The 1,032-nt window shown below is 64.9% G+C and carries 1 protein-coding gene; it reads right to left on the bottom strand.

Annotated features, from left to right (window positions below):
* Nucleotides 1-1,031, bottom strand: a 1,031-nt coding sequence (psbD, locus tag ACLNEE_RS16755) for a photosystem II D2 protein (photosystem q(a) protein) (protein WP_411424879.1), incomplete at its 3' end; no start/stop codon positions are given.
* Nucleotide 1,032 lies beyond the last annotated feature (1 nt).

Genomic DNA, 1,032 nt, shown 5'->3' with positions numbered 1-1,032 from the left:
ACCTCTTCAGGGAAGACGAAGTTTTCGTGCGGCTGGTCAGCCGGGGCCATCCAGGCGCGGAGGCCTTCGTTCAGAAGGATGTTCTTCGTGTAGAAGGTCTCGAATTCGGGGTCCTCAGCTGCGCGGATCTCCTGCGACACGAAGTCGTAGGCGCGCAGGTTGAGGGCCAGACCGATGATGCCGATGCTGCTGGTCCACAGACCCATCACCGGCACGAACAGCATGAAGAAGTGCAGCCAGCGCTTGTTGGAGAAGGCGATCCCGAAGATCTGGCTCCAGAAGCGGTTGGCGGTGACCATCGAATAGGTCTCCTCCTCCTGGGTGGGCTCGAACGCCTTGAAGGTGTTCGACTGCTCGCCGTCCTCGAACAGGGTGTTCTCCACGGTGGCGCCGTGGATGGCGCAGAGCAGGGCACCGCCGAGGATGCCGGCCACGCCCATCATGTGGAAGGGGTTCAGCGTCCAGTTGTGGAAGCCCTGCAGGAAGAGCAGGAAGCGGAAGATGGCGGCCACGCCGAAGCTGGGCGCGAAGAACCAGCTGCTCTGGCCCAGCGGGTACATCAGGAAGACACTGACGAACACCGCGATCGGACCGGAGAAGGCGATGGCGTTGTAGGGGCGGATGCCCACCAGACGGGCGATCTCGAACTGGCGCAGCATGAAGCCGATCAGACCGAAGGCGCCGTGCAGGGCGACGAAGGGCCAGAGACCGCCGAGCTGCACCCAGCGCACGAAGTCACCCTGGGCCTCGGGGCCCCAGAGCAGCAGCAGGCTGTGGCCCATGGCGTCAGCGGGGGTGCTGACGGCGGCGGTGAGGAAGTTGCAGCCCTCCAGGTAGGAGCTGGCAATGCCGTGGGTGTACCAGGAGGTGGCGAAGGTGGTGCCGGTGAGCCAGCCGCCCAGCGCCAGGTAGGCGCAGGGGAACAGCAGCAGGCCGGACCACCCCACAAATACGAAGCGGTCGCGCTTGAGCCAGTCATCGAGGACGTCGAACCATCCCCGCTGCGGCAGGCGCCCTACAGCGATCGTCATG

This window comes from Aphanothece stagnina RSMan2012 (assembly GCF_046764815.1).
Classification (GTDB): domain Bacteria; phylum Cyanobacteriota; class Cyanobacteriia; order PCC-6307; family Cyanobiaceae; genus NIES-981.
Note: the sequence above shows the minus strand (reverse complement) of the source record. Positions and strands in the feature narration are given on the sequence as shown.